This window comes from Pseudomonas sp. NBRC 111143, assembly GCF_001320965.1.
Classification (GTDB): Bacteria; Pseudomonadota; Gammaproteobacteria; order Pseudomonadales; family Pseudomonadaceae; genus Aquipseudomonas; species Aquipseudomonas machongensis.
The window spans coordinates 78999-104671 of record NZ_BCBT01000005.1; the positions used below are offsets into that span (position 1 = coordinate 78999).

20 protein-coding genes are annotated in these 25673 nt (G+C 64.2%); 11 read left to right on the forward strand and 9 right to left on the reverse strand.

Features of this window, described 5'->3' with window-relative positions; translation table 11 throughout:
* Positions 1 to 4: 4 nt before the first annotated feature.
* Positions 5 to 4330, reverse strand: a complete 4326-nt coding sequence (locus tag APH44_RS04490; RefSeq protein ID WP_054891499.1) for an NEL-type E3 ubiquitin ligase domain-containing protein — start codon at positions 4328 to 4330, stop codon at positions 5 to 7.
* A 70-nt stretch (positions 4331 to 4400) separates the two neighbouring features.
* Positions 4401 to 5369 carry a LysR family transcriptional regulator gene (locus APH44_RS04495; RefSeq protein ID WP_054891500.1) on the reverse strand — a complete coding sequence of 323 codons (969 nt, stop codon included), beginning with the start codon at positions 5367 to 5369 and terminating at the stop codon, positions 4401 to 4403.
* A gap of 246 nt (positions 5370 to 5615) precedes the next feature.
* Here APH44_RS04495 and argH point away from each other — a divergent pair, with 246 nt between their 5' ends.
* From argH to APH44_RS04520, 5 genes are all read left to right on the forward strand, one after another.
* Complete coding sequence (gene argH / locus APH44_RS04500) at positions 5616 to 7043, forward strand: argininosuccinate lyase (protein ID WP_054891501.1); 1428 nt, start codon at positions 5616 to 5618, stop codon at positions 7041 to 7043.
* An 88-nt stretch (positions 7044 to 7131) separates the two neighbouring features.
* On the forward strand, positions 7132 to 8010 hold the full coding sequence (locus APH44_RS04505) for an amino acid ABC transporter permease (RefSeq protein WP_054891502.1): 879 nt from the start codon (positions 7132 to 7134) through the stop codon (positions 8008 to 8010).
* 23 nt (positions 8011 to 8033) lie between these two features.
* Positions 8034 to 8798, forward strand: a complete 765-nt coding sequence (locus tag APH44_RS04510) for an amino acid ABC transporter ATP-binding protein (RefSeq protein ID WP_054891503.1) — start codon at positions 8034 to 8036, stop codon at positions 8796 to 8798.
* 33 nt (positions 8799 to 8831) lie between these two features.
* Complete coding sequence (locus tag APH44_RS04515; RefSeq protein ID WP_054891504.1) at positions 8832 to 9656, forward strand: ABC transporter substrate-binding protein; 825 nt, start codon at positions 8832 to 8834, stop codon at positions 9654 to 9656.
* 88 nt (positions 9657 to 9744) lie between these two features.
* Positions 9745 to 10941 (forward strand): MFS transporter, encoded by a 1197-nt coding sequence (locus tag APH44_RS04520; protein ID WP_054891505.1) that lies wholly within the window; start codon positions 9745 to 9747, stop codon positions 10939 to 10941.
* A gap of 1 nt (position 10942) precedes the next feature.
* Here the strand turns inward: APH44_RS04520 and metC are convergent, their stop codons facing one another.
* The 6 genes from metC to APH44_RS04550 form a co-directional block, all read right to left on the reverse strand.
* Positions 10943 to 13642: a cystathionine beta-lyase gene (metC, locus tag APH44_RS04525; RefSeq protein WP_054891506.1), complete on the reverse strand. Its 2700-nt coding sequence runs from the start codon at positions 13640 to 13642 to the stop codon at positions 10943 to 10945.
* A gap of 143 nt (positions 13643 to 13785) precedes the next feature.
* Entirely contained in the window at positions 13786 to 14376 is a 591-nt protein-coding gene (locus APH44_RS04530) for a cysteine dioxygenase family protein (protein ID WP_054891507.1), read from the reverse strand.
* Between the two features lie 29 nt (positions 14377 to 14405).
* Positions 14406 to 15224 carry an amino acid ABC transporter ATP-binding protein gene (locus APH44_RS04535; RefSeq protein ID WP_054891508.1) on the reverse strand — a complete coding sequence of 273 codons (819 nt, stop codon included), beginning with the start codon at positions 15222 to 15224 and terminating at the stop codon, positions 14406 to 14408.
* Entirely contained in the window at positions 15214 to 15894 is a 681-nt protein-coding gene (locus APH44_RS04540) for an amino acid ABC transporter permease (RefSeq protein WP_054891509.1), read from the reverse strand. The genes APH44_RS04535 and APH44_RS04540 overlap by 11 nt, the downstream gene beginning before the upstream one ends.
* Positions 15884 to 16618 carry an amino acid ABC transporter permease gene (locus tag APH44_RS04545; RefSeq protein ID WP_054891510.1) on the reverse strand — a complete coding sequence of 245 codons (735 nt, stop codon included), beginning with the start codon at positions 16616 to 16618 and terminating at the stop codon, positions 15884 to 15886. The genes APH44_RS04540 and APH44_RS04545 overlap by 11 nt, the downstream gene beginning before the upstream one ends.
* Positions 16618 to 17457, reverse strand: a complete 840-nt coding sequence (locus APH44_RS04550; RefSeq protein WP_054891511.1) for a transporter substrate-binding domain-containing protein — start codon at positions 17455 to 17457, stop codon at positions 16618 to 16620. Before APH44_RS04550 ends, APH44_RS04545 begins: the two co-directional genes overlap by 1 nt.
* A gap of 277 nt (positions 17458 to 17734) precedes the next feature.
* Here APH44_RS04550 and APH44_RS04555 point away from each other — a divergent pair, with 277 nt between their 5' ends.
* The 6 genes from APH44_RS04555 to APH44_RS04580 all read left to right on the forward strand — a co-directional run bounded on the left by APH44_RS04555 (position 17735) and on the right by APH44_RS04580 (position 24208).
* Positions 17735 to 18592 carry a LysR substrate-binding domain-containing protein gene (locus tag APH44_RS04555; protein ID WP_054891512.1) on the forward strand — a complete coding sequence of 286 codons (858 nt, stop codon included), beginning with the start codon at positions 17735 to 17737 and terminating at the stop codon, positions 18590 to 18592.
* A 65-nt stretch (positions 18593 to 18657) separates the two neighbouring features.
* On the forward strand, positions 18658 to 19026 hold the full coding sequence (locus APH44_RS04560; RefSeq protein WP_054891513.1) for a glyoxalase superfamily protein: 369 nt from the start codon (positions 18658 to 18660) through the stop codon (positions 19024 to 19026).
* Positions 19027 to 19211: 185 nt separating this feature from the next.
* Positions 19212 to 20792 carry an ATP-binding cassette domain-containing protein gene (locus APH44_RS04565; RefSeq protein ID WP_054891514.1) on the forward strand — a complete coding sequence of 527 codons (1581 nt, stop codon included), beginning with the start codon at positions 19212 to 19214 and terminating at the stop codon, positions 20790 to 20792.
* A 127-nt stretch (positions 20793 to 20919) separates the two neighbouring features.
* Positions 20920 to 21936, forward strand: coding sequence for a branched-chain amino acid aminotransferase (locus APH44_RS04570; RefSeq protein WP_054891515.1), 1017 nt, complete (start codon positions 20920 to 20922; stop codon positions 21934 to 21936).
* A gap of 234 nt (positions 21937 to 22170) precedes the next feature.
* Positions 22171 to 22851: a response regulator transcription factor gene (locus tag APH44_RS04575; RefSeq protein ID WP_054891589.1), complete on the forward strand. Its 681-nt coding sequence runs from the start codon at positions 22171 to 22173 to the stop codon at positions 22849 to 22851.
* Positions 22829 to 24208, forward strand: a complete 1380-nt coding sequence (locus tag APH44_RS04580; protein WP_054891516.1) for a HAMP domain-containing sensor histidine kinase — start codon at positions 22829 to 22831, stop codon at positions 24206 to 24208. Before APH44_RS04575 ends, APH44_RS04580 begins: the two co-directional genes overlap by 23 nt.
* Before the next feature lie 76 nt (positions 24209 to 24284).
* Here the strand turns inward: APH44_RS04580 and cysS are convergent, their stop codons facing one another.
* On the reverse strand, positions 24285 to 25667 hold the full coding sequence (gene cysS, locus APH44_RS04585) for a cysteine--tRNA ligase (RefSeq protein ID WP_054891517.1): 1383 nt from the start codon (positions 25665 to 25667) through the stop codon (positions 24285 to 24287).
* Between the last annotated feature and the right edge of the window lie 6 nt (positions 25668 to 25673).

Consider the following 25673-nt stretch of genomic DNA (forward strand, 5'->3'; position numbering starts at 1 on the left):
ACCTTTAGCCTTTAACCCACGGATGCGCGTCCAGCATGCTCAGGGTGAACGCCAGGACCAACTCGTGCTCGGCAGCACTGCGCTCCTCGGCCAACGCCTCGATATTTTCCAGCACACTCTGCTCTGGCGCGGACTCGACCTCGGCCATCAGTGTTTCGAGGCGATCATGGTAGGGCTGGTTGAGCGTTTCGAATGCCTCGGGCTGCGTGTTGCGCAGATAGTCCTGCCAGAAGCTGCGCTGTACCAACGATGCGGCAATGCGGGCATCCGTTTCCGCCTGCAGGATCGCCGTGCTCGCCGCACGCAGTTGCGTGTCCCCTACATCCGAGAACATCCGGTGGTACATGTAGCGTGACTGGGCCGGCAGCCCGAGCGGCCTGACCAGCCCGGCCCGGTATGCGAGATGCACCTCTACCTCATCGAGCAAACCATAGGGGTTGGTGGCACGCGTCTGTTGAATGTGCTGGGCGGCGATTCTGTCGACCTCGTCCAGCCGATACAGCTCGCGGCCCAATTGCGTCAATGCGGGGCCGACCGCAGCGGGGGCCAGCCCGGCAGTGCGTGTGGCGACCAGGGCGCGGACTTCCAGCAGGCTGAGAATCAGCAGCATCTGGTCCGAGCAGGTTCGTGGCCCGGCAGCCTGCTGGAAGATCGCCTCGCGAACCTCGCTGTTCTGTACGCAGGCGTCGATCACCTGCCAGACCCTGCGCCGCAGGTCCAATCCCTGCAGTGCGTAGTCACGGGAACGGCCAAGATCATGAAGAAAGCGCATCAGGTCACTGCTGCCCGGTTCATGCACCAGTCCAGTCCATTGGCGCTCTCGCACCGTTCTCTCCACATCGGTGGAGCCTGCCAGCCAGAGTTCGAGCGACTCCTGCCCTCCCGGGACATGTCGGCGCAGGGGCAAGGCCACCGCAGCATCCTCTCCCATCGTGGTACGCAGTGCGGCCTGCGTGGCTTCCGGCAACGGATTGTCATGCAGGCTCAGGCCTGCCAGGCGACGACGCGAACGGGCAAGGGACGGGCTCATGTCGTTGATATTGTTGTCGCGCAGGTCGATATCCTCGAGCTGCGGATGCATGTACACCTCGACAGGCAGCTCGGCCAGACCAGTACCACGCAATGACAGACGCTGCAGGTTCTCCAGGGGGCCAAGCGGCGGCAGTCGACCGATGGGATTGTGAGCAAGGTCCAGGGTACGCAGCTGCGTCAACACGCTCAGCCTGGCCATGCCGGCTTCGTCGATGACGATCTGGTTGCCGGCCAGGCGCAGTTCGGTGAGCTGCGTCAGCACCTGCAGCCCGTCAGGAATACTGTCGATCAGGTTGTCACGCAGATCGAGGCTGCGCAGGTTGGCAAAGCGCGAGAGAAAATCTGCGCCGATTGCCTGCAGGTTCAAGCGGCGCAACGTCAGTTGGGTGACATGCTCGAACATCACGCCCTCGGGGAGTATGGGCAGGCTGTCGAGCCGTTCGCTGTCGATGATCAGCCGGTATTGGCCATCCTGCTCGGCACGCTTGCGCCGCCAGCAATGGCGGATGCGCCGGGCTACCAGGCGACGCCGCTCGAGCATGGGCACCCGGGTTGCCTCGCGACGCCAGGTGCCCAGGCTTTGGTTGAGGCGAGTCATTAGCTGTTGCAGGTTGCGCAGGTGATCCCACAGGCCATCGCCGCGTTGACGCACAGTCTCCAGGTAGGCTTCCACCTCGACGTCCGACAGGGTCGGAAAGACTTGCTGGTAGCCCCGCAGCAGCGCAAGACGTGACCCTTCGGGCCGGCCGCTCAACGGGTAACCGATGCGTCCGTCGCCCAAACGTTGTGGAGGGCGCAGCCCTGTACCGATGGGCGCCATGCCAATGAGGCGGGCCGCTTGCTCGCGCTGGGCAAAGGCGCGCTCGGCCAGGGCACTGGCCAGGTGCCGGGCAGAACTGCCCGCCTCGCCCAACTGCAGGCGTTGCGGGGCATCCAGATGCCACAGCAGGGCCTGGAACAGATCGTCCGTGGCGTAGGCACCCGGCATGGGCGTCCCTTGCGCATCGACTGCCAGATAGCCTTTCGCGGTCTTGATCATTCGACGCGTCTGGCTGGCAAGCGAATCGCCTACCTGTGCCAGCACCTGGCCGTCGAACTGTCCGTCACGCACCTCGATACGTACAGAGCTGTCCCAGGGCGACCAGGCCTGCAACAGTCCCAACGCCAGTTGTTCGGTATCCTGAACCACCGCGGCGGCCTGCTCGAAACCTGCACAGGCCCGATCAAGACGGGCGTCACGCAACTGCCATCGCGCACGCTCGGCCAACCCCAGTGGCACCCGCCCTTGCTCCAGCAGTTGCTGGAGCTGGTCAGCATTGGCCTGGTCGAGCAGCTCCTGCCCGGCACGCGTCGTGAGGGAGGGAAAATCACGGTGCAAGGGCTGCGCTGACGGGACGGGTGTAGCCTGCTGCTCCTGGACGTGAGCTTCGAAGGCGGCGCCACGCAATTTGGGGAAGCTGGCGTGCAGCTGATAACGCTGCGCCGCATCGTACAGGCGCGCTGGCGCAGGTGCATTTTCAAGGTGCAGGCGCCGTAGCTGCGCTTCGTCCATGCCAATGCTGCGCAGCAGCGGGCCGGCCATATCGTCACTCACCTGACGCAACCCTCTGCCCAGGCGGCGTATCAGCATGCCTTCCCCCTGCCATTGTCGGGCAGACTCCAGGGCATGACGCACGCCACCGGCGCCGTTGTCCTCAAGCGCGATGGTCGGCGCTTCGGGCCGGTTCGGATGCGCCACTGCGGCGACATCCGGGTCGTCGCCCAACCGGTAGGTCATCTCCTCGACCCCTTGATACGCGTGTCCGTCGTGGATCGCACGCTCACCGGGCGCCAGCGCCAACTCTTGCGTGGCATAACCCGGAAGATCGGCACGCGCCAGGCGCAGTTCACCATCGGCACACTGTATGGGTGCCAACTCGTCGACCTGCGCGACGCGCTCAAGCACCTTGCTGGCGCCGACCGTGAGGCCGAGCATCGCAACGTTCTGCGCCACGGCCACCAGATGGCCAAGCGCAGCCTCGCGATCACCGAGCTCCCAGTCACGGTAGCCCTCATACACTTCTTCGGTCAGCTGCTCAGCGGTGATCGCCAGCAGTGGCAAGCCAAGTTCTGGAACGAAGAAGCTGGCAATGCCCAGAATGTCGAGACCCAGGCCCTTGAGCCAGTGCAGGCGACGATCACGCTCAGCGCTGTCGACCAGGCTGGTCGGCACGGCCAGCACCTTTGCATCGTCCAGCAGGGTATCGACCTGCACCTGGCGCAGGTGGGCGAACAGCGCGCCGCCGACAGACTGCCACCGACCATCCAGCTCGATGGTATCCTGCGGGCCGCCTTCGGCCAGCAACCGTTTCAGCACCTGAGCAAAATGCACGCGGTCCTTTACGCTGACGAAGCGCTGGAAGAACGACCAGTAATCAGCCTTACGAAAACGCTTGCCCAACGCTTTGAACAGCTCGGACCAGGAGCGGTGGACACTCAGTACGCCCTGCGGATCGTCCGGTATCCAGGCAATCAACTGCGCAAGCTGAGCATCTGCGCCCTCTTTTGCGGGCATCTGGAACACCACCACCCCCTGGATCTTGCGGCCAAGCAGGCGCATGTCCAGTGCCGTCAACGTGGCTGACTGGGGCGTCGCAGCGCAGACCTTTTGCAGCTCCGCCAGCATGTGCTCGTCGATATCGCCCTTGAGCCGCGCCAGCCATGCTGCAGCCTCCAGCCCCTCTCGCCAGCCCCGCTCGAGCAAGGCTTCATTGTTTCGGCGTACGGCATCGTTGCCAAACAGCACGCCCTTGAGATGCTGCTGGTAAAGCCCCCCCAGATCCAGGGAGCGACACAGGCCCGCAAAGGCCCGGGGCTGTAGGGCAAGCCTGTTGCCTTGCGCATCGACCACTGCCGACGCTGCCTGCCAGGCGACCTTCGATGTTTCGGCACGATCGAAATTATGCAGTGCCGAGGCCAGCAGACTGTTTTCGAAACTGCGAGTGACGATGCCATCCGGGACCCAGCCGACGCCTGACGGGAAGCGGATCTGGACTTCGCGCCGCAGCATGCTGCGACGCACATCCAACGAGGGTTGCACCCGTTTGTCCAACGCTTCGCTGAGCAAGGGCGCGGCGAATTCGTCCAGCGGCTGGATCTGCCCAAGCAGGGCGCGCACCGCATGCTGCGTACGTTGCTGGGCGCGCAATGCCCGGTGCAGTCCATCCAGTTGTTCGGGCTTGGCTGCGCTCAACCAATCGGGCAGACGGCTGGCGATCAGTGTATCGATCGTTTCATCGGGAAGGGGTCGGGTCGACATGATACTGCTCCATCGCATTGAAAACGCGCATGAAGCCAGCGAGTGCAGACGCGTACGTGGTAGCTATGTCTCAAGTGCCGGGCAAACGCAGGTCCACCCCCATGGCCTGGGCGAAGGTTTTCACCAGTGGGCTGCGTGGGGTGTTGTGCCGCAGGATCAGGCAGAACGGTGTATGAAAACGCACCATCTCTGGATGGATCGCACGCAAGCGGCCCTGGCTGACCAGCGATTGCGCAAAGTGACAGGGCAGAAAACCGATGAAGTTGCCCGTGAGCAGCAGCATGGCCACCGCCTCGACCTGGGTGGCCGACGTCTGGTTGTTCTCCTGTTCGAAAAACTGCCATTTGGCCGTGTGCATGGCATAGCGATGGTGCACGAAGTTGTGTTCGCGCAGGCTGTCGAGGGGGATGTGCGCATCGCTTCGGGCGAACAATGGATGGCCTTCGCCGCAATACAACGCCGAGGCTTCCTGGTACATCTCGAAGTAGTCGAACTCTTCCCGGCGCTGGTACAGCGGGACAATGCCGGCGATGAACCGACCTTCGATGACGCCGCGCTCCACCTCGTCCAGCTGTGCCACGTTCAGGCGGACACGCACCTTCGGGTGATCGCTGGAAATTTGCCGGATCGCAGCGATCAGCGGCGAGCCGCGATCGGACAGGGTGTTGTCGATGGCGCCTACGCCCAGTTCGCCGATCAGCTCGTTCTGGGCACTGCTGATGCGGTCGCGAAAGTTGTCGACCGAGTTGAACAGCTCGATCGAGGCCTGGTACACCACCTGCCCTTCTTCGGTCAGGCTGAAACCTTCGCGCCCGCGGCTGCACAACCGCATGCCGATACGGATTTCCAGATCGGAAATCTGCTTGCTGATGGCTGCCAGGCCCACGTTCAATTCGTTCTGCGCCGCGCTGAAGCCTCCTGCCTCGACCACTGCCTTGAACACCTTGAGCAGTTTGAAATCCTGGCCACTCAAGGCCAGTGGCGCACGAATGCGGGTTTTTTCCGGCAGGTTTCCCGCAGTGGAAAGTGAGGTTTCCATTGTAAGTATTTACCTCGCGCTCGGCTTTCAACAGGCTGGATAGCACAACAAGAAATCAGCCGGCCTCGCCATCATGACCTTATGCAACGGCATATTGCAAGACTCACCGTAATCCCTATTTCAGTCGCAAGCGATTGATTTAATTCATTTTTATACCCTGCCCCAAGCTATGTGAAACCTGCCTTCGCAGACCTCATGACGGCCCGAACCTGCTGACAGAAGATTCTCCTTCGAGGAACGACAACAATGACTCAGCCCACCGATCGCCTCTGGGGCGCCCGCTTCGCCTCAGGCCCTGCAGCCGCCCTCGCCGCCCTGTCGCGCTCGCCGCAACGCTATTTCCAGATGGCACCGTACGACCTCGCAGGCTCCCGTGCCCATGCCCGTGAGCTGCAGCGCGCAGGCCTGCTGGACAGCGACGAGACCACGCGCATGCTGGCCGCCATCGACACCCTCGACGCCGACTTTCGTGCCGGCCGCGTGCAGCCGATCGAGGACGACGAGGACGTGCACACCTTCCTCGAGCGCGTGCTGACCGAGCGTCTTGGTGCGCTGGGCGGCAAGCTGCGCGCCGGGCGCTCGCGCAATGACCAGGCGGCCAACGACCTGCGCCTGTTCCTGCGCGATCACGCACGCAAGCTCGCCGAACAGGTGCTGGCGCTGCAGGACGCCCTGGTGAGCCAGGCCGAACAGCACGTCGACACACTGTGCCCAGGCTTCACCCACCTGCAACAGGCGCAGCCGATCAGCTTCGCCCATCAGTTGCTGGCCCATGCGCAAGCAATGCTGCGTGACGTGCAACGCCTGGTCGACTGGGATGCACGCACGGCCCTGTCGCCCTTGGGCGCCGCGGCCATGGCGGGCTCGGCCATCGCCCGCCAGCCACAGCAGTCGGCGCTGGAGATGGGCTACAGCGGCCCGTGCGAGAACTCCATCGACGCCGTGGCCAGCCGCGACCATGTCGCCGAGTTCCTGTTCATCGCCAGCATGCTCGGCATCAACCTGTCGCGCCTGTCCGAGGAATTCTGCCTGTGGTCGTCGCGCCAGTTCCGCTGGGTCGAGCTGGACGATGCCTATGCCACCGGCAGTTCGATCATGCCGCAGAAGAAGAACCCGGACATCGCCGAGCTCACTCGCGGCAAGGCGGGGCGCCTGATCGGCAACCTGACCGGCCTGCTGTCCACCCTCAAGGCCCTGCCGCTGTCGTACAACCGCGACCTGGCCGAGGACAAGAGCGAGGTGATGGACACGCTCGACACGCTGGGCCTGGTGCTCCCGGCCATGGCCGGCATGGTGCGGACCATGCAGGTGCGCGTGGACGAACTGCGCCGCCAGGCGCCGCTGGGCTTCACCCTGGCCACCGAGGTCGCCGACTGGCTGGCCATGCGCGGCGTACCGTTCAAGGAAGCTCACGAGATCACCGGGGCTTTGGTGCGCGCGTGTGAAGCCCAGGACATGGAGCTGTGGCAGGCGAGCCCGGCGATGCTCGCCGACATCGACCCGCGCCTGACACCCGAGGTGCGCGAGAGCCTCACCCTGGAAGCTGCCATCGCCATGCGCAGCGGCCACGGAGGTACCGCCCCACAACGCGTGCGCGAGCAGATCGCGCGCCTGAAAGTCGCCCTTGAAGCACAGCAGGCCTGGGCTGCCCATTATCAAGGGCCGCGCACCTGAAGACCTGTGGGCTGCGGTTTCGCAAGGACCTGCTGCCCGCCACCGATCGACACGCCCAGGCGCCCTGCGCCGACTGCGGAGCCACACCATGAGTCAGATACACGCCAAACGCCTCGCCGATGAGCGCAGGCAACAGGAAAACGAGTTCGACATCAGCCGCTACGAGCATGTCCCGCGCCGTTATTACGGGCGCATGTTCTTCGCCACGCTGATCGTCGTGCTGTTGCTGGGGCTGGCCAATGCCTTTGCCAATGGCAAGATCGAATGGGCCTTCGTCGGCCAGTTCCTGACCTCCGAGGCGATCCTCTGGGGCTTGGGCAATACCATCGTCATGTCGGTGATCGCCATGGCCCTGGGCATTGTCTTCGGCGTCATCACGGCGGTGATGCGCATGTCGCAGAACCCGATCCTACAGTACGTGGCGCTGGCCTACACCTGGCTGTTCCGGGGTACGCCGCTGATCCTGCAACTGTTGCTGTGGTTCAACCTGGCGCTGATCTTCCCCACCATCGGCATTCCTGGCCTGTTCCAGTTCGACACCGTGACGCTGATGACCCCCTTCGTTGCCGCGCTGCTGGGCCTGAGCATCAACCAGGGCGCCTATACCGCCGAAGTGGTGCGTGCCGGTTTGCTGTCGGTGGACACTGGCCAGTACGAAGCGGCCAAGTCGATCGGCATGCCGCGCCTGCAGGCGCTGCGCCGGATCATCCTGCCCCAGGCCATGCGCATCATCATCCCGCCGGTGGGCAACGAGTTCATCGGCATGGTCAAGATGACCAGCCTGGCCAGCGTCATCCAGTATTCGGAGCTGCTGCACAACGCGCAGAACATCTACTACGCCAACGCCCGAGTGATGGAGCTGCTGATCGTCGCCGGCATCTGGTACCTGGCAGTGGTCACCCTGCTGTCGTTCGGCCAGAGCCGCCTGGAACGTCACTTCGCCAAGGGCGCTGGCAAGCGCTCCTGATCGGCCATAGAGAGAACATGCCCATGAGAAGCATCGTCAAGGCCGTCGGCCTGCAGAAATACTACGGCGACTACCACGCGCTGAACGATATCAACCTGGAAATCGAGCAAGGCGAAGTGCTCTGCGTGATCGGCCCTTCGGGCTCCGGCAAGAGCACCTTCCTGCGCTGCATCAACCAGCTGGAAAAAGTCGATGGCGGCGGCCTGTGGGTTGACGGCGAGCTGGTCGGCTACCGCATGGCCGGCAACAAGCTGCACGAACTGACCGAGTCGCAGATCGCCCGCCAGCGCCTGGCCACCGGCATGGTGTTCCAGCGCTTCAACCTGTTCCCGCACCTGACGGTGCTGCAGAACATCATCGAAGGCCCCTGCCAGGTGCTACGCCGCTCGCCCAAGGAAGCCACCGAGGATGCCCTCGAACTGCTGGCCCGGGTCGGCCTGAGCGACAAGCGCGACCATTACCCGATCCAGCTTTCCGGTGGCCAGCAACAGCGTGTGGCCATCGCCCGCGCCCTGGCCATGCGTCCGAAACTGATGCTGTTCGACGAACCCACCTCCGCGCTGGACCCCGAGCTGGTCGGCGAGGTGCTGTCGGTGATGCGTGACCTGGCCAAGTCCGGCATGACCATGGTCGTGGTCACCCATGAGCTGGGCTTTGCCCGCGAGGTGTCCAATCGAGTGGTATTCATGGACGCCGGACAGATCGTAGAAGCAGGAAGCCCCGAAGAGGTGCTCCTGGCCCCCCAGAACCCGCGGACCCAGAACTTCATTTCCGCGGTTCGTACCTGACTGCCGCCCACAACCATAAAGAGAACCCTAGGCATGAAAAAAACCCTTCTTGCGTGCAGCGTACTGACCGCCCTGGCCTTCAACGCCCAGGCCGCCACGGAACTTCCGGCCTCGATCAAGGCCAAGGGCGAAATCGTCGCCGCAATCGTCCCCAACTACCCACCGATGGATTTCAAGGACCCGGCCACCAACCAGCTGACCGGCGTCGATGTCGACCTGGGCAACGCCCTGGCCGAACGCGTGGGGGTGAAGATCAAGTGGCAGGAGACCGCCTTCGAGCAGATGATCAGCGCCCTGGTCACCAAGCGCGTCGACATCATCCTTTCGGGCATGACCGACACCAAGGAACGCCAGCAAGTGGTGACCTTCGTCGACTACTTCACCAGCGGCCCACAGTTCTACACCCTGCAAAGCCGCGGCGAGATCAACGAGATGACCGACCTGTGCGGCAAGAAAGTCGGCACCAGCCGCCGCACCACCTGGCCCAACGATGTCGCGACCTGGAGCAAGGCCAACTGCGAGGCCAACGGCAAGCCGGCAGTGATCGTGCTCGGCTCCGAAGGCAGTGCCGACGCGCGTGCGCAACTGCGCCAAGGGCGCCTTGATGCCGCCGTGCAAGGCAGCGAAACGCTGCCGTATATCCAGGACCTGGAGAAAGGTACCTTCAAGAGCCTTGGCACGCCGCTGACCACCCAGCTCACCGGGCTGGGCGTGGCCAAGGATAACGCTGCGCTGTCGGCTGCGATTCGCAGCGAACTGCAGGCGATGGTCGACGATGGCAGCTACCGCAAGATCCTGGAGAAATGGGGCGCAGCCGATGGCGTGCTGAACCCGATCACGATCAACGGCGGGAAGTGATTCGACCGGTTGAAATTGCGGCGTACTTTTCGCGGGTGAAACCGCGAAAAGGCCCATACCGACATTTCCCAATGCCCGAGAATGGACTGTGGCCACCTACTCCCCCGTCATCCGCCGCCTGATGCTGAGCTCGCTGACCCTGGTGATCAGCCGCTCGCTCACCAGCCCCCTGTTGGCCTTGTTCCTCACGACACAACTGGGCATGGCCCAGCATGACGTCGGCTTGCTGATCAGTGTCGCCGCACTGTCGGGCACGGTGTTCGGCCTCTACGGCGGCTACGTGATCGACCGCTTCGACAAGCGTCGCCTGCTGGGCCTGGCGATGCTTTCGACCGCGATCGGTTTCCTCCTGCTGACCTTCGCCCAGGACGCCTGGCAGGCCGTGCTGACCCTGGTGCTGACCGAATCGGCCTCGGCGCTGTTCGTCATCGGTTCCAAGGCCATGCTCGGCGAGTACCTGGCCGTCGAGCAGCGCGCCAAGGCCTTCTCATTGCGCTACACCCTTACCAATATCGGCTATGCGACCGGCCCGATGCTCGGCGTGGTGCTGGTCGGGCTGCACCCGCTGGCGCCCTTCTGGACCGCCAGTGCGGTGGCACTGCTGAGCCTGTGGGTGATGAGCGCGGTTCCCGCGAGCACGGCGAGCAGCGCCCCGTCCGCGCAGCCGCCAACCCGCTTCATGGCGGTACTGGCGGCTGTGCGCACCGACCGCATCCTGTTGCTGTTTACCGCGGGCAGCTTGCTCAACGCACTGGTGCACGGCCGCTTCACCATCTACCTGTCGCAGTACCTGCTGGTGAAATACCCACCCGCGCAAGCCATGACCACCCTCTCGGCGCTGCTGGCCTGCAACGCCCTGGTGGTGATCGTCCTGCAATTCCAGTTCGGCCGTTTGCTCAGCCGTGACAACCTGGGGCGCTGGATGAGCATCGGTGCGGTGCTGTTCATCGGCGGGCTGGCGGGGTTCCTGTATGCCGACAACCTGATCAGCTGGTGCCTGGCAATGTTCGTCTTCACCCTGGGCGAGATGATCCTGCTGCCCAGCGAATTCCTGTTCATCGACAGCATTGCCCCTGAACACCTCAAGGGCAGTTACTACGGATTCCAGAACCTGGCGGCAGTCGGCGGCGCACTGAGCCCGGTACTGTGCGGCTACCTGCTGGGAACAGGCATGCCCGGCAGCATGTTCATCGCGCTGATGGTCACCGCCGCCTGCGGCGGCGGGTTGTGTGCTGCGGCATGCCTGTGGGCGCAGCGTCGGCGTGAGGGACCGCCGACGCTCTGACTCAATACACCTGGCGCAGGGCCTGGTCCAGATCGCGTTGCAACGAACGCACGTCCTCCAGCCCCACATGCAGGCGCACCAGGGGCCCGCCCAGGGTCGGCGCAAACTGGCGCTCGCGTGTCCCGGCCAAGGTCACCAGGCTTTCGTAGCCGCCCCAGGATGCACCGATCCCGAACAGGCGCAGGCCATTGACAAAGGACTCGGCGCTCGCCAGCGATGGGTTCGCCAGGGTAAAACTGAGCAAGCCATTGCTACCGCTGAAATCGCGCTGCCACAAGGCGTGCCCAGGGTGCTCCGGCAAGGCTGGATGGAACACCTGCGCCACTTCCTCGCGCTGTTGCAACCAGCGCGCGATGTCCAACCCCTGACGCTCGTGCACGGCCATGCGGCTGGCCAGACTGCGCGCACCACGCAACACCAGCCAGGCATCGTCGGGGCTTACGGTGCAGCCGCAGTTGTCGCTCATGCGCGAGAGCGCGGCAAAGGCTTCGCGGGTGGTGCAGACACTGCCCATCATCACGTCGCTGTGTCCGCCCAGGTACTTGGTCAAGGCCATGACCGAAATGTCGGCGCCCAAGGTCAGCGGCCGGTGCAGGTAGCCCGAGCCCCAGGTGTTATCGACAGCCAGCAGCACGCCGCGGGCCTTGCACAGGGCAGCCATGGCCGGCAGGTCGTTGAGCTCGTAGAGCAACGAGCTGGGGCTTTCGCTGTAGACCATGCGTGTTTCGGCGCGCAGCGCCTGCTCCAGGTCACGACCGTTGGCGGCGAAGTACTGCACCTGCACACCGAAGGGTTCGAGCAGCTCACGCGCCAGGCGCCGCACCGGATCGTAGACACCATCGCTGATCAGCAGATGATCTCCCGGACGCAAGTAGGCCAGGAACGTCTGGGCGATTGCCTGCAGGCCGGTGGCAAACAGCCGGGTGCGATACCCCCCTTCCAGCTCGCTGACCAGGTCTTCCAGGGCAAAGGCCGTGGGGTTGCCACGGGCACCATAGCTCAGCACACGCTCCTCGTCGCGACGGCTGCGGGCCTGGCGCATGTCGGCGACGCTGTCGAACAACACCGTGCTCAGGCGACTGACCGGCGGATTGACGCCATGGGCACCCACGCCCTGCTCGCCTCGCCCGCCGTGCACCAGGCGCGTGGCCACCGGGTCGATAGAGGTCAACGGGCTGAAGCTGCGGGTTTCGGCCTCGTTCATCTGGGCAATCAGGCCGGTTTCCCAGGCCAGGTACTGGCGCGCCGCGTCCTTGTTGCCGCTGTGCCGGTCATGGACGAAGAACAGGAAATCGATACAGGCCGCATCCGGCAACGACAGGTCGTTCTCCACCTGCGGCCAGTCGTCCAGCGATGCCCAGGGGAACAGCCGCGCGGCCTGTTGCTGGGCAGGTGTCAGCTCGGCAAGCGCCAACTGTGCCACGCGCGGATCATCGGCGATGAACACCAGGCGCTGCCCTGCCCCGCCCACCTGCTGCGCCAACTGCGGACGGATCGACCACCGGGCGCCTTGCAGGTGGCGCTTGCGGTAGGCGGTGCTGGAGCGCAGGTCGATCAGCAACGCCTCTGCAAGCTCATCGGCGCGGGCTTCGGCGAGGGTCACCGGCAATGGCGCAGCGACGTCCAGAGCCAGGCCGCTGTCCAGGCCGCCTTCGAGCACATGGGCCTCGTGGCCCATCTGGCGCAGCCAACTGGCGACCACCGGCGCACGTACGCCATCGGTGTCGAACAGCACCACGCGGGCCTTGCGCACACCGATATACAGGTCGGTGCCCTGGATCAGCTGGCCGCCTGGGCAATGCTGTGCGCCCGGCAGGCTGCCGGCGGCGAATTCTTCAGGGGTGCGCACGTCGCAGAGAAACAGGCTGCGCCCGGCGTCGGCGGTCCACTGCCGGACCTGCTGTGCGTCCACCCAGGCAACCCCCGCCTGCTGGGCCAGCTGCCGCGCTCGCGCACGCTGTCTGGCCAGTGCGGCGCCGCTGTGTTCGGGATACCCGCGCTGGCTGCCGTGATCCAGCGGCAGGTCCACCAGGTACCAGCCTTGGGTGCCGTTCTCCAAGGCATAGACCGGGTTGTCTATGCCCAGGTTGATCAGCGTCTGCGCACCGATGATGCTGCGGGTGCGGCCGGCGCAATTGATCACCACGGGGGTGTGCGGGTCGCTCACCAGGTCTTCCAGGCGATAGCCCAGCTCGCCATTCGGACAGCAGGTGGCGCCGGGGATGCTCATCTTGGCGAACTCCTCCAGCGGGCGACCATCGAGCAGCACCAACGGCTTGCCTTGGCGCTGCCACTCGGCCAGCTCCTGGGCACTGATGCGCGGGGTGTGGCAGGCATGCTCGACCAGCTCGCCGAAAGCCTTCGAGGGCAAGTGCACACCGGCGAACAGCTCGAAACCGGCGCGCTGCCAGCCCAGGCTGCCGCCCTCCAGGCACTGCACGCAGGTGTAGCCCAACGCTAGCAGACGCTGGGCCCCGCGTTGGGCCAACGCACCGCCGTCCTCGTCGTAGACCACCACGCGTACCGCGGGATTGGGCGCCAGGCGCTGCGCTTCGAGCTCAAGGCGGCTGTAGGGCAGATTGACGGCGTAGAACAGGTGGGCCTCGCCGTATTGACCGTGCTCGCGCAGGTCGAACAGGGCGATTTCCTGGCCGTCGAACAGCCAGGTGTGCAGGAGCTCGGGGGTGATGCTGGGGATCATGGGACGCAGTCCGTGGTCGTTGGTGGGGTGCAGGGCTGGCAGATCGTGTCGCGCTTTTCGCGGGCAAGCCCGCTCCTACAGGTGCCCTACTGGGCATTCAGGATGCAGGAGCGGGCTTGCCCGCGAAAAGCGCGACACCGATCTCAAAGCCCGTAAGCCTCGATCGAAGGCGCCATCTGTGATTTGTTGTAGTTCACCACGCTGCCGTCATCCTTGACGCCGTAGCGGTGCTCCAGAGACTCCAGCGGGCGGCCATAGAGGTGGAAGTGCAGCGTCGGGCTGTCGCCCTCGACGCGGATGCCATGCAGATCCTCGCCCAGGAAGGCCACCGAGGTTCCCGGCTGCACCACGATCTCGCGCTCCAGCGCCAGGGTGGCACGGGCCGGATCGCTGCCGTCGTCTTCGCGGCGGTACACGCGGTTGAGCTCCTGGCCCTCGACGGCGACGATGATCGCCCAGGTCTCATGGTTGTGCGGCAGGGTCGCCTTGCCCGGCAACAGCGAATTGACGTACAGGGTCGGCGACTCGCCGTCGTCGTTCAGGCGATAGCGAAACTGGGTTTCGCCGGTCGCGGCATCCGGGGCCGGAAAACGCTCGAAGTTGAACAATTCGCGGCGCTCGGCCAGGCCCTCGAGGAGATTGACGATCTGCTGCAGGGCTGCACGGTCGACGCCGCGCGCATGGATGGCGCGCACTTGCGCAAGGAACGGCTGGATCACGGAATCACGGGACATGGTCGGTCTCTCTTGGCTGGAGGCTGAAATCACACGCTGAGGCTGTAACGCCCCAGGTTGGTCAATACATCGGGCGCCGGGCGGCTCGGGCGCTGACTGCCCTCGCCCAGCGCGTGCTGGAGGAAGGCCTGGGTGCGCGCATGGGTCGGGGCACGAAACACCTGCTCGGCGCTGCCGTGCTCGACGATGCGGCCATGCTCGGTGAAGTACACCTGGTCGCTGATCTCTTCGGCAAAGCGCATCTCGTGGGTGACCAGCACGCAGGTCATGCCCTCCTCGGTCAGCTCGCGGATCACCGCCAGCACCTCGCCGACCATCTCAGGGTCGAGCGCCGAGGTCACCTCATCGAACAGGATCAGCTTGGGCCGCATGGCCAGGGCACGGGCAATCGCCACGCGCTGCTGCTGACCGCCGGAGAGTTCACCGGGAAATGCCGTGGCCTTGTGGCCCAGGCGAACCTTGTCGAGCAGTGCCAGGGCCTCGTCACGTACCTCCTGACGCGGGCGACCGAGCACCTTGGTCGGGGCGATCAGCAGGTTGTCGAGCACACTCAGGTGGGGAAACAGGTTGTACTGCTGGAAGACGAAACCGACCTGCTTGCGCAGGGCGATCAGCCCGGCTTCGCCCTGCAGTTGCTCCACCGCGGTATCGCCTATGCGGATGCTGCCGCGCTGCGGGCGCAACAGCCCGGTCATGCAACGCAGGATGGTCGATTTGCCTGAGCCGGACGGGCCGATGATCGACACCGCCTGCCCGGCCTGCACGTCCAGGTCGATACCGCGCAGCACCGGATTGTCGCCAAAGGCCAGGTGCACATCGCGAAGCTGGATCAAAGGTTCAGAAGGCATAGCGACGCTCCAGGCGTTGGGTCAGGCGGGCAATCGGGTAGCAGTAGACGAAGAACAGCGCCAGCACACTGAAATACACCAGCACCGTGAAACCGCTGCGGTTGACGGTGTTGGCAGCGATCTGCGCGCTGTCGATCAGGTCGTGCACGCCCACCAGCGAAGCCAGTGCGGTGCCCATGGTCACCACCGCGTACAGGTTCATCCACGGCGGCAACATGCGCCGCAGGCACTGCGGCAGAATGATCGAGGAGAAAATCTGACCACGGCTGAAGGCCAGCGAACGCGCAGCCTCCCACTGAGTGGCCGGAATCGAAGCGACCGCGCCGCGGAAGATCTCGGCAACGTTGGCGCTGGCTGGCAGTGCAAGGCCCACAGTGACTTTGAGCCAGTCGGGAAAGGCCACCCAGGTACCGGCAATCTGCACATCGAACGGGAAGACATAGGAGGTAAAGTAGATCAGCACCAACCAGGGCGCATTGCGAAACACCTGCACCCACAACCGCGCCACGCCGCGCAGGGGGCGCAGCGGCGACAGCAGCAGAATCCCCACCAACAGGCCCAGCAGCGTACCCAGGGCGATGGCTCCGACGCTGATCTGGATGTTCTGCAACAGGCCCGCGCCCAGGGTGGGCGACCACTGCCAGAGCGTGGCGAAATGCTCAATGGCCATAACCGGGCATCCTCAGGCGCGCTTCCAGGGCGCGGCCGATACAGTTGACTGCAAAGCTGAGCAGTCCGAAAAAGGCCAGGATCAGCAGCATCAATTCGATGACGTTGTCGCCCTGGGTCCAGATCATGATCGACGCATAGGTGATGTCGTTGACGGCGATGGCCGAGGCTACGGCGGTCATCTTCACCAGGTCGATCAGATTGTTGACCAGCGCCGGCAAGGCGAAGCGCACGGCCAGTGGCAACTGCACCTGCAGCAGTTGCTGGCGACGGCTGAAGGCCAGCGAGCTGGCCGCTTCGAGGGTCACTGCCGGCACCGCCTCGATCCCTGCGCGCAGGGCTTCGGCATGAAAGGCGCCCTTGTGCAGGGAGATCACCAGCACCACCCAGGCGAAGGGGGTCATGGGGTTGGCACTGCCCAGGCTCTGGTTGATCAGCATGTTCAACACCAGGAAGGCGCAGTACAGCTGCACCAGGGTCGGCGTGTTACGCGTCACCTCGATGAAGGCCCGCGCCGGCCAAGCCAGCCAGCGCTGCCCGGACGTGACCGCAGCAGCCAGCAGCACACCCACCAGCAAGCTGCCGAGGATGCTGAACACGCACAGACCGAGCGTGGTCAGCGCACCGTCGAGCAGCTTGCCGCTGGCGTAGGCGTCGAGCAGGAACGCATAGTTCAGGCCGAGATGGGCAAGCTGCCCCACCAGCCAGTGCAGGCTGTCGCTCATCAGGCGCCTTCGCCCTGCAGCTTGGCACGCAACTCCACCAGCGCCGGCGAGGCCGGGGTGATGTGGTTGGCCTGCTCACGTTCGATCAGCCAGCCACTGCGGTGCCATTGCTTGACGAAGGGGTCCAGGCGCTGCTGGGTGTCGGTTTCGCCCAGGCGGGTCCAGATCACCGAGGGCGCCGGGTTCAGCTCCGGGGTCAGGGCACGATAGCCGCTCCACTCTCCCCCCTTGGCCAACAGCGGATTGATCAGCGTGGCGTCATGCACGGCGGCCACGCAGTTGTTACCGCGCAGGGCCAGCAGGGATTCGGCGGAGGTCTTGAAGGCCTTGAGGTCGGCGCCCAGGTCGATCAGTGCCTGGGTGTAGCTGCTGCCCTGGGAGGTGCACACCGGCTGGCCCTTGAGGTCGGCCCAGCTCTTGACCGGGCTGTCCTTGGCCAGCGCGGCGGTGCCGCCAACCCGGTAGAACGGTGTGGGCACATGGCCCAGCAGCTTGTCGCGCTCAGGTGTCCATTCCATGTTGGCAATCAGCAGATCGACCTTGCCTTGCTGCAAAAACTGCACGCGGTTGGCCGGCTGTACCGCGACCAGGTCGACCTCGACACCCAACTGGCGCGCCAGGTCGCGGGCCAGATCGACGCTGAAACCGATCGGCTCGCGGGTGTTCGGGTCGATGGCACCGAAGGGACCGCCGGAAAGCACCACCCCCACCGCCAGCTTGTGGCGCTGCTGGATCTTGTCCAGCGTGGCATCGGCCTGGGCAATGCCGCTGGCGGCAAGGCCGGTGGTGGCGAGCAACGCGGCAAACAGGCCGCGACGGGCAACGGTAGACAGCGACATGGTGGGGCTCCTCATCCCGGCAGCCGGAACACCCGGCCAATGAGGGCGCATCCTAGAAACTTGGTGGGATCAGGGGAAATGCAAATATTGACTATCGTTATAACTTGGATCGAATGAGTAGGAGCTTGATTTGGCATAAGCAGCGTAAACGAAGGGTTTTGCATCAAGGCGTTGCAAATTCAGGACAACAAAACATAATGATTCTTTATCGTTTATTGACTGACAGTAATATAAAAACGGGCGATCCGCCTCCCCCACTCCAACCGCAGGCCCGCCCATGACCGCACCCGCCCTGGACCTCGATCTGCTACGCACCTTCGTCGCCATCGTCGATCACACAAGCTTCGCCGAAGCCGGTCGCCACCTGGCCCGCACCCAGGCCTCGGTCACCCAGCACATGCAACGGCTGGAACAGCAGGTGGGCGTGGCGCTGCTGCGCAAGCAGGGCCGACACAAAGCCCTCACCGATGCCGGCCGCCAGTTGTTGCGCCATGCCCGGCAGATGCTCGCGCTCAACGACGAAGCCCTCGCCGGCCTGCGTCAGGACGGACTGAGCGGCGTGCTGCGGATCGGTTCGCCGCATGACATCGCCGACACCATCCTGCCACCTCTGCTCGGCCATATCGCCCGTTCGGCGCCGAACCTGCGCCTGGAGATAAACGTCGGCCGCAGCCCGTTCCTGATGGACGACCTGCAGCGTGGCAAGGTCGACATGGTCATTTCCACCGTCACCGCCCCCGGCGTGGAGGGTTTCGCCTTGCGCACCTCGCCGGTGTGGTGGATCTGTGCAGCGCAATACCAGCACATCCCCGGCGAACCGCTACCGTTGGTGCTGGTGGACGAACCCAGCCTGTACCGCCGACTGGCCCTGGACGCCCTGGAACAGGCCGGCATCCCGTGGCGCCAGGCCTACCTGGCGTCCAACCTGATCGGCATCAAGGCTGCAGTCCGCGCAGGATTGGGCATCACCGCGCGCAGCCAGGAGATGGTCGGCCCGGACATGCGCGTGCTCGGCCAGAGCGACGGCCTGCCGCCACTGCCGGACGTCACCTACCACCTGTGGGTGCGGGCCAACACGGTCAACCCGCTGGTGCGCCAGGCATATGCCATGGTGCGCGCCAGCGTGGGGCTGTGAGCCAATCGCCATGGCCCACCGCGATGCGCTAGAGTGGCGACCTCTCACCCGGTAAGGATGCCTCCATGCAATTCGCCCCCGCCATTCCCGTGCTGCGCATCTTCTCGGTCGACAAGGCCAAGGAGTTCTACCTCGACTTCCTGGGCTTCAGCCTCGACTGGGAACACCGCTTCGCCCCGGACCTGCCGCTGTATGCGCAGATTCACCGCGACGGGCTGATCCTGCACCTGTCCGAGCACTATGGCGACGCCACGCCAGGCTCTACCGTGTTTGCCCGGGTCGAAGATCTGAAGGCGCTCGAAAGCGAACTGCAGGCCAAAAAGTACGGTTATTCACGCCCCGAAGCCGAGCGGGTGGACTGGGGGCTGCAAATGCAGATCCGTGATCCGTTCGGCAATTTATTGCGGTTTTGTCAGCAGATAGGGGACCACTGAACAGCACGCAGAGCGGCGATCCGGGTGGAGCCCTTTACCTGGGCTCTCCTGACCATTACCCTTGGCACCGCTACTCACTCACGAGGTGTTCGTCCAATGCGCCACTAATGCCGCCGTCCCCTTCGACGGCCAGTCTTCAGCCCCTGCTTACAGGTGGGGATGTTGTGGCATGCGTGGAGTTACCCATGACGAATACGTCGATCCTGACGCTCGAGAGCGTTTCCCTGGCCTTGCCCGATGGCAGGCTGCTGTTTTCCGAACTCAATGAATCCTTCGACCAGCGGCGTACCGGGTTGGTCGGACGCAATGGCGTGGGCAAGAGCCTGCTGGGGCATATCCTTGCCGGCCTGCACGCGCCCACTTCAGGGCGCTGTCGACGCATCGGCCGCGTCCACCATCTGGACCAGCAAAGCATCCACCGCAGCGCGACGGTTGCCGAGTTGGCCCAGATCGCCCCGATAGTCCACGCCCTCGAACGCATTGAGGCAGGCAGCACCGCCCCCAACGACTTCGACCTGGTCGCGGATCGCTGGGATGTTCGCGAACGCTTTCGGGCATTGCTCGACCGACAGGGCTTTGCCAGCGTCGACCTGCAGCAAGCACCCGACACGCTCAGCGGCGGCCAGGCGATGGGCATCGCACTGCTCGGTGCGTGGGCCAGTGATGCCGACTTCCTGATCCTTGACGAGCCCAGCAACCACCTGGACCGCTGCGCTCGCGCCAATCTCCTGGAAATGATCCAAGCCTGGGACAAAGGCCTGCTGGTGATCAGCCATGACCGCACACTACTGGCCTCCATGGAACGTATCGTGGAGCTTTCATCGCTCGGGCTGCAGGCATTCGGCGGCAACTACGCGTTCTACGCCGAGCAGAAAATGCACGCCCACGCCCGGGCCGAGCAGGCGCTTGCGCGTGCCAAACAGAAGCAGCAACGCCAGGCCCGCGAACTGCAACGCCAGCACGAGAATCTCGTACGGCATCAGGCGCAAGTGGAGCATCAAGCCAAGCATGCCAACCAGGCGAAGATCCTCATTGATCGCCAGCAGCAACGTAGCCAGGTGAGCGCCGGCAAGCAACGGCGCGACCAGAAGGCTACACATCAAGCGCTGCACGAACAGGTCCGGGAGGCTGCGCGACAGGTCGAACGGCACACGGCGATCACCCTGCACGCGCCGACACCCGCACGTCATCGAGGGCGCGGAGTACTGCGATTCGAAGCGCTGTGCCTGCCACGGGGCACAGCCACCCCACTGAGCCTGAGCCTGTCACTTGGTGAGCGTCTGGGACTACTTGGGGCCAATGGCAGCGGAAAGTCCACGTTATTGAGGCTGCTGGCCGGAGAGCTACAGGCCACAGCAGGCACCCTGCAAATCAGCGGCGACGTTGTCCTGCTCGACCAGCATTGCAGTCAGTTGACGCCTGGGCTGTCGCTGCTCGAGCACCTGCGCCAGGGCAACGCCGCCCTTTCACAGGCACAGATGCGAACCCGTCTTGCCCAACTGGGCCTGGACGCCGCCCGAATCGAGCTGCCCAGCACACTGCTCAGTGGCGGGGAGCGCATCAAGGGTGCGATGGCAGCAGTGCTGTACCGCGAACAGCCGGTGGACCTGTTGCTGCTCGACGAACCCACCAACCACTTGGACCTGCCTTCGCTGCAGGCACTGGAAACCATGCTGGAGCAGTTCTCTGGCGCCCTGCTGGTCGCCTCCCACGACAGCGTATTCCTTGAATGCCTGCACCTTGATGGATGCCTCGACCTGGGCTGAACGACGAAGCGTCCAGGGCAATTCATGACTGGCCGTTCCCCATCCTCTGCGGATGTATTATCGTGGCGAGGTGCGCATTTAAAAGCAGCCCGAGCGATCGGGCCTCTGCAAGACAATAGAGGGTGTCATGAGCAACGAGATCAACTGGGACAAGCTGGGCTTCGACTACATCAAGACCGACAAGCGCTACCTGTCCGTGTGGCGCAACGGCGAGTGGGACAAAGGCACCCTGACCGACGACAACGTGCTGCACATCAGCGAAGGCTCGACTGCCCTGCACTACGGCCAGCAATGCTTCGAGGGCCTGAAGGCCTACCGCTGCAAGGACGGCTCGATCAACCTGTTCCGCCCGGACCAGAACGCCGCACGCATGCAGCGCAGCTGCGCCCGCCTGCTGATGCCACACGTGCCGACCGATGTGTTCATCGAGGCGTGCAAGCAGGTGGTCAAGGCCAACGAGAAGTTCGTCCCGCCGCATGGCAAGGGTGCCCTGTACCTGCGTCCGTTCGTGATCGGCACCGGTGACAACATCGGCGTGCGCACCGCGCCGGAGTTCATCTTCTCGGTGTTCGCCATCCCGGTTGGCTCGTACTTCAAGGGCGGCATGAAGCCGCACAACTTCCAGATCTCCAGCTTCGACCGCGCCGCCCCGCAGGGCACTGGTGCAGCCAAGGTCGGGGGCAACTATGCCGCCAGCCTGCAACCGGGTTCCGAAGCGAAGAAAGCCAACTTCGCCGACGCCATCTACCTGGATCCGCTGACTCACACCAAGATCGAGGAAGTCGGGTCGGCCAACTTCTTCGGCATTACCGCCAACAACGAGTTCGTCACGCCGAAATCGGCCTCGGTCCTGCCCGGTATCACTCGCCTGTCGCTGATGGAACTGGCGCAATCGCGCCTGGGCCTGACCGTGATCGAAGGCGACGTCGAAATCAGCAAGCTCGACCGCTTCATCGAAGCGGGCGCTTGCGGTACCGCCGCAGTGATCACCCCGATCGGCGGTATCGAGTACAACGGCAAACTGCACGTGTTCCACGACCTGGAAAAGGTCGGCCCGGTCACCCAGAAGCTCTACAACGAGCTGACCGGCATCCAGAGCGGTGACGTCGAAGCACCGGCGGGCTGGATCATCAAGGTCGCCTGAGGCATCGCCTTGCAATGAAAACGGGGCGTGCCAGCAATGGCACGCCCCGTTTTCATTGCTGTCAGGGCCGGTTTCTTTGCAGGCGAGCCTGCTCCCCAACGGAGTCGCGCTGAACGCCAAACGCGTGAAAACACCGATACTGGCACCATGCCCCTGATAGATGAATTTTTCTTAAATCGCCGTTTGTCTATTCTTTGGCACAATCAGCCATCCAATCGCCGCCCAGGTATTAGCATGCCCCGCGTACTGACTATCGAAGACGACGCCGTCACCGCCCAGGAAATCGTCGCCGAACTTTCCAGCCACGGGCTGGAGGTCGACTGGGCAGACAATGGCCGCGAAGGCCTGGCCAAGGCCATTGCCGGCGGCTACGACCTGATCACCGTGGACCGGATGCTCCCGGAAGTCGACGGACTGACCATCGTCACCACCCTGCGCAGCCTCAAGATCGCCACGCCCATCCTGATGATCAGCGCCCTGTCGGATGTCGACGAGCGCGTGCGCGGCCTGCGCGCAGGCGGCGACGACTACCTGACCAAGCCCTTCGCCTCCGACGAGATGGCGGCCCGCGTCGAGGTGCTGCTGCGGCGCAACAGCGTGCCCATGACCCAGACCCGCCTCCAGGTCGCCGACCTGGAGCTGGACTTGATCAGCCATGAGGCCCGACGCGGCGAGAGCAGCCTGAACCTGCTGCCAACCGAATACAAACTGCTCGAATACCTGATGCGTCACTCCGGGCAGGTCATCACTCGCATGATGATCTTCGAGGAAGTGTGGGGTTATCACTTCGATCCCGGCACCAACCTGATCGACGTCCATATCGGTCGTCTGCGCAAGAAGATCGACCCACCCGGCCAGACACCGCTGATCCGAACCGTACGGGGCTCCGGTTATGCCATTGCTGAACCCATCTAAGGGCTGGAGCTCCTCGACCAGCCGCCTGCTGGCGCTGTACAGCTTCCTGTTCGTGGCCTGGAGCAGCATCCTCATGGGGGTGCTGTACTTCGAGGTCACCAGCTACCTCAACAAGCTGACCCGCCACTCCATGCTGCAACGCCAGCACCTCTTCGCGCACATGACCGGCAAGCAGCTGGACGATGCGTTGATCGCCAGCCAGGCCTTCGAGGAACGCAGCTTCGACGCCTACGGCCTGTTCGACCCGCAGCTCAACCCCATCGGCGGTCGTATCCGCTCGATTCCGTCGGAGTTGGGCCTGGACGGCAAGGTTCACGAACTCAAGCGTTGCCTGGATGCCGACGATCCGCACCTGCCGCGCGACAGCTGCGATGCGGTGGCGATCCGCATCCCCGATGGCCGCTGGCTGGTGCTGGTGCGCGACAACGGCTCGCTGTTCGTGGTGACCCGGATCATTCTGCACGCGCTGCTCTGGGGCATTTCGCTGACGCTGATTCCCGGTTTCGCCGGCTGGTACCTGCTACGCAGGCGCCCGCTCAAGCGTATCCGCGCCGTACAGGCGAGCGCCGAGCTGATCGTGGCCGGCGATCTCACCCACCGCTTGCCGCTGTCGGCACGACGAGACGAGCTGGACATGCTGGCCGCGATCGTCAACGCCATGCTCGACCGCATCGAACGGCTGATGCACGAGGTCAAGGGTGTCTGCGACAACATTGCCCACGACCTGCGTACACCGCTGACCCGCCTGCGCGCCCAGCTCTACCGCATTCGCCAGCAGAGCGGAGCGAACTCGCCGGAAGCCGAAGCGCTGGATCAAGCCATTAGCGAGACCGACACCCTGATGGCACGTTTCCGCGGCCTGCTGCGCATCAGCGAGCTGGAAGACCGCCAACGCCGCGCAGGGTTCGTCGAGCTTGATCCGCACAATTTGCTGGTGGAGTTGCACGACTTCTACCTGCCGCTCGCAGAGGATGGCAGCATTCGCCTGCAACTGGAGCAGCCTGCGCAGCTGCCCGCGCTGCACGGCGACCGCGAACTGCTGTTCGAGGCTTTGGCCAACCTGGTCGGCAACGGCATCAAGTTCACCCCGGAGGGTGGGCAGGTACGGATCCAGGCACTGCACGACGACGATGGCGTGCATATCGCCATCGAGGACAGCGGACCGGGGATTCCTGAACAGGAGCGTGCTGCGGTGCTCAAGCGTTTCTATCGCAGCGAGGAAGGACATCGTCACCCAGGGTTCGGGCTAGGCTTGTCGATCGTCGCAGCGATCGTCGACCTGCATGGGTTCAGACTGGAAGTGGGCAGTAGCGAGCTGGGTGGAGCGAAGCTGGTGCTGCACTGCTCGACGGCCTGAAAAGCATCACGGGACAAGTCGGTTCGGTGCCCCGACTTGTCCCGCAACAGGGCTGCTGGGCAGCCCTCGAGTCGTATCAGTCAGCCAGACGCCAGGTGGTGGTGCCTTTGCTGTCTTCAAGCACCACACCCATGGCAGCCAGTTGATCGCGAATGCGATCGGACTCTGCCCAGTTCTTGTCCGTACGCGCCTGCAAACGCGCCTGGATCAAGGCCTCGACCTCGGCAGCATCGACCTTGCCTTCAGCACCGGCACGCAAAAAGTCGTCGGCATCAAGCTGCAGCACACCCAGCACATCACCCAGCTCACGCAGGCGACCGGCAAGGCCTGCCGCTGCGTCAACGTCGCTGTCGCGCAGGCGGTTGATCTCGCGGACCAGGTCGAACAGCACGGCGCAGGCTTCAGGGGTGCCGAAGTCATCGTTCATCGCCACGCTGAACCGCTCGACGAACGCCTCGCCACCCTTGGCGGCGACGCGCGGCAGGCCACGCAGTGCGTGATAGAAACGCTCCAGGGCGCCCTTGGCATCGCGCAAGCTGTCTTCGGAGTAATTGATGGCGCTGCGGTAGTGGCTGGCCACCAGCAGATAACGCACCACCTCCGGGTGGTACTTCTCGAGCACGTCGCGAATGGTGAAGAAGTTGTTCAGCGACTTCGACATCTTCTCGCCATTGATGCGAATCATGCCGCAGTGCATCCAGGCCGCCGCATAAGGCTTGCCGGTGGCCGCCTCGCTCTGGGCGATCTCGTTCTCGTGGTGCGGGAACTCGAGGTCGCTGCCACCACCGTGGATGTCGAAGCTCTCGCCCAGGCAGCAGGTGGACATCACCGAGCACTCGATGTGCCAGCCCGGACGGCCCGGGCCCCAGGGCGAATCCCAGCTCGGCTCGCCCGGCTTGGCGCCCTTCCACAGGACGAAGTCCAGCGGATCCTGCTTGGCCTCGTCGACCTCGATCCGCGCGCCGATACGCAGGTCTTCGATCTTGCGTCGCGACAGCTTGCCGTAGCCGACGAACTTGCCGACGCGGTAGTACACGTCGCCATTGCCCGGCGCGTAGGCATAGCCCTTGTCGATCAGGGTCTGGATCATCGCGTGCATGCCGGGGATGTGATCGGTGGCACGCGGCTCCAGGTCCGGCTTGAGGATGTTGAGACGACGCTCATCCTCATGCATGGCATCGATCATGCGCGCAGTCAGCTCATCGAAGCGCTCGCCGTTTTCGTTGGCGCGGTTGATGATCTTGTCGTCGATGTCGGTGATGTTGCGCACGTACGTGAGCGCGTAGCCACTCTTGCGCAACCAACGGGTGATCAGGTCGAACGCCACCATGCTGCGACCATGGCCCAGGTGGCAGTAGTCGTACACGGTCATGCCGCAGACGTACATGCGCACGTTGTTGCCATCCAGGGGTTTGAAGACTTCCTTGGTCTTGCTCAGGGTGTTGTAGATGTTAAGCACGAGGAT